5 protein-coding genes are annotated in these 2998 nt (G+C 63.6%); 4 read left to right on the forward strand and 1 reads right to left on the reverse strand.

The window, feature by feature from the left end; all coding sequences use genetic code 11:
• From JSE7799_RS06265 to JSE7799_RS06280, 4 genes are all read left to right on the forward strand, one after another.
• A partial coding sequence (locus JSE7799_RS06265) for an integrase core domain-containing protein (protein WP_144431587.1) occupies positions 1 to 189 on the forward strand: 189 nt, incomplete at its 5' end.
• Positions 190 to 366: 177 nt separating this feature from the next.
• Positions 367 to 1167 carry a hypothetical protein gene (locus tag JSE7799_RS06270; RefSeq protein ID WP_055662861.1) on the forward strand — a complete coding sequence of 267 codons (801 nt, stop codon included), beginning with the start codon at positions 367 to 369 and terminating at the stop codon, positions 1165 to 1167.
• Between the two features lie 226 nt (positions 1168 to 1393).
• Complete coding sequence (locus JSE7799_RS06275) at positions 1394 to 1768, forward strand: sensory rhodopsin transducer (RefSeq protein WP_055662863.1); 375 nt, start codon at positions 1394 to 1396, stop codon at positions 1766 to 1768.
• Between the two features lie 3 nt (positions 1769 to 1771).
• Positions 1772 to 2326: a cytochrome c oxidase subunit II gene (locus tag JSE7799_RS06280; protein WP_144431589.1), complete on the forward strand. Its 555-nt coding sequence runs from the start codon at positions 1772 to 1774 to the stop codon at positions 2324 to 2326.
• Between the two features lie 243 nt (positions 2327 to 2569).
• On the opposite strand, the gene JSE7799_RS06285 is transcribed toward JSE7799_RS06280, so the two are convergent.
• The coding region (locus JSE7799_RS06285; RefSeq protein WP_186201797.1) for a transposase at positions 2570 to 2998 on the reverse strand (429 nt) is incomplete at its 5' end.

The raw sequence follows: 2998 nt of genomic DNA on the forward strand, positions 1-2998 counted from the left end.
CGAGAGTTTCAACGGGCGGTTCCGGGACGAGCTGTTGAACGAAACCTGTTCACGACGCTCGACGAGGCGCGGCAGAAGATCCAGGACTGGCAGCACGACTACAACCACCGCCGCCCGCATTCCGGCCTCGGGAACATCCCGCCGGTCGAGTTCATGGCAAAGAAGGGGCTGGAAATCCGTGCGGCGTAGCCCCAAAAATCAACCCGTGGATTCTCCGAATGGCCGGAGGAGAGTCGGGGCTCAGGTCACGGTCCATTTCCTCCGCGCAGCCCCATGGGCGACACGTGGAACAGAAGATGTGGCCCGTTCGTCGAACTGTCGGTGCGATTCAATCATTCACATGGACAGCGGGGGTGCGGAATTCCGATGAACGATCTCGAGATTCAGGTTCTTGGCATGTCTCGGAGTGGCAACCACGCCATCTGCAACTGGATATTCAACCAAGCAGATGAACCCAAGCTCCTGCTCAATTGTGCGGAAGGCAAGACCAATCCTTTCGTGACCTGTCGCCCGTTTTCTTCGGGCCAGCCGGGTTGGCGCGAAACACCGGAACCCGCGCGGCACGGCGCGGCTCCGAAAGCGGGAACGGAACGGGCCCTGCTCATGCATAGCTACGAAGACAGCTGGCTGGCGCACGCGTTCAGCAAGGAGCTGGAGGCGCATCACGACATGTGGCTCGGACCCTCACGCCGCCGGGTGCGGCTCCTGATTCTCCGCGATCCGTACAATCTGTGCGCGAGCCGGATGAGGATGGGAGCGACGCTGTCTCCGCATGTCTTGCGACAGATGTGGAAGCAGCACGCGCGCGAAGCCTTGGACGACACGCGGAAGGTCGAAAACAAGGTCATCGTCCTGTACAACCGCTGGAGCACCGAAGCCGCTTACCGGCGCGACATCGCGGAGGAACTTGGCCTGAACTTCACCGATGCCGGGGCCGATCAGGTGCCGCGGACCATGGGCGGCAGCTCCTTCGACGGAACGTCCTTCGACGGGCGCGCCGCCGAAATGGCGACGAATGAGCGCTGGAAGGCCTACGTGCGCGACCCGGATTACCGGGCGATCTTCGACACGGAGATGGTGTCTCTCGCCACGCGGCTTTTCGGGCCACCGCCCGCCGGCCTCGAATTGGGCGATCCGGCCAGCGAGGATGCGCTGCTTGAAAAGTAGAACGGCGACGGGGACGCGAAGCCACCGCGACTGGCCAAATAAGGGCACAACCCGGCGTCGCCACAACAAAGACGTCCGCTGAACTTCGAAGCGGCGGCGCGAGGGCATGGCCGGAATTAGCGTACGATTTTAGCTCTCTGCTGCGTTCCGGAACAATTGGATGCACAACCCGTTGGAATCCTGTGGCCATGTGCCGGGCCAAATCAGCAGATCGCAGGAGGACGACGTGAAGGCAGTCGGCTCGACCCTATGGGTGATTGCAGAAGGCTATATCCCAAGCCGGGGCATCGAAGGCGACCGCGCCCTTGAGAGCCACGAAGCCTTCTGCCTTCTCAACACCGGCGCAGAGGATGCGCATCTGGAAATCATGTTGTTCTTCGCCGACCGGCCCCCGGTCGGCCCCTATCGCGCTGTGGTGCCCGCCGAACGGACACTTCACCTGCGCGCCAACGATCTCGACGATCCGGAGCCGGTTCCCAGAGACACCGATTATGCGGTCAAGATCGCATCCGACGTCCCCGTCGTGGTGCAGCATACGCGGCTCGACAGCCGCCCGGAAAATTTCGCCCTCCTGAGTGCCATGGCGCATCCCGTGGTCTAATTGATGCGAACGGCCGCCCTGTTCGTCATCGCCCTGACCTTCACCGGCTGCAAGGGGGTGCAGAACGTCCTCGACCCGGCAAGCCCCGATGCCCGGCTTGTGGCACAATTGGGCTGGTGGATGTTCAGCGCGGCCGCCTTTGTCCTTATCGTGACGCTCGGGTTGCTTCTCGTCGCGCTCAATCTCTACCGCAGCGGCGGACAGCGGCAGATCTCGTTCCGGTCGTCGGCCGCGCTCGTGATCGCGGGCGGCGTCGTGGCGCCGGTCCTCGCGATCGTGGCGGTTGCGGTCTCGGGCGTTGCCATCGGCGACGAGGTGGAGGACCCCGGCGGCGCCGACGGCCCCTTCGTCGAGGTCGCCGGGGAGATTTGGTGGTGGGAGTTTCGCTATCTCGATGCGGAGGGCGAGGTCATCGCGGTCACGGCGAACGAGCTTCACCTCCCCGTCGGGCAGCGAGCGCGCCTGCAGCTTGTCTCCGACAACGTGATCCACAGCTTTTGGGCCCTGAACCTTCAGGGCAAGACGGACCTCATCCCCGGCAATGTGAACACGCTCTAAGCCGAACCCGCCAAGCCCGGCGAATGGCGGGGGCAATGCGCCGAATTCTGCGGGCTTCAGCACGCGCTCATGGGCTTTCTCGTCATCGCCGAACCGCCCGAGGAGTTTGCGCGGTGGATTGACGCCCAAGCCCGTCCCGCCCGGATCACAGAACCCGAGGGCTGGGCCGTCTTTCGCGCGGAAGGCTGCGGCAAATGCCACAGATAGAGCAACCTGCGGTCTGGAAATTCTGCTGAGAGCGGGTCATGCATCCTGGCATTCCCATTTGATGTAGGCCTTGGTCTCGGAGGCCCATTTCTCGTCGATCTCTACGAGGACGGCGCTGACCAGTCGCAGCAGAGCGTCGTCGCTGGGAAAGACCCTGACCTTTACGGTGCGCCGCTTGAGCTCCTGCTGGACGGATCGCTCCATCGGGTTTGAAGTGCGCAGCCGGCGGCGATGGTGCTCGGGCAGCGTGAAGACCGCGAGCCCCTCGGGCGCGTTTTCCTCCAGCCATGCGGCCAGCTTCGGCGCAGAGGTGCGATAGCTGGCGACGATCTCTGCCAAGGCCGTTTCTGCCTTGGCGAGCGTGCTGGCATTCCACACGGTGCGCAGCTCAGCTCCGATGCGCTTGCGGCTCTCGACGTTCGGAGCGTGATGAATGGCGTTGCGCGCGAGATGGAACTGGCAGCG

This window comes from Jannaschia seosinensis (genome assembly GCF_001408515.1).
Taxonomy (GTDB): Bacteria; Pseudomonadota; Alphaproteobacteria; order Rhodobacterales; family Rhodobacteraceae; genus Jannaschia; species Jannaschia seosinensis.

Excerpts from the sequence above, each read along its gene's own strand:
- JSE7799_RS06270 (WP_055662861.1), top strand. The coding sequence starts at position 367 with ATGAACGATCTCGAGATTCAGGTTCTTGGCATGTCTCGGAGTGGCAAC.
- JSE7799_RS06280 (WP_144431589.1), top strand. The coding sequence starts at position 1,772 with ATGCGAACGGCCGCCCTGTTCGTCATCGCCCTGACCTTCACCGGCTGC.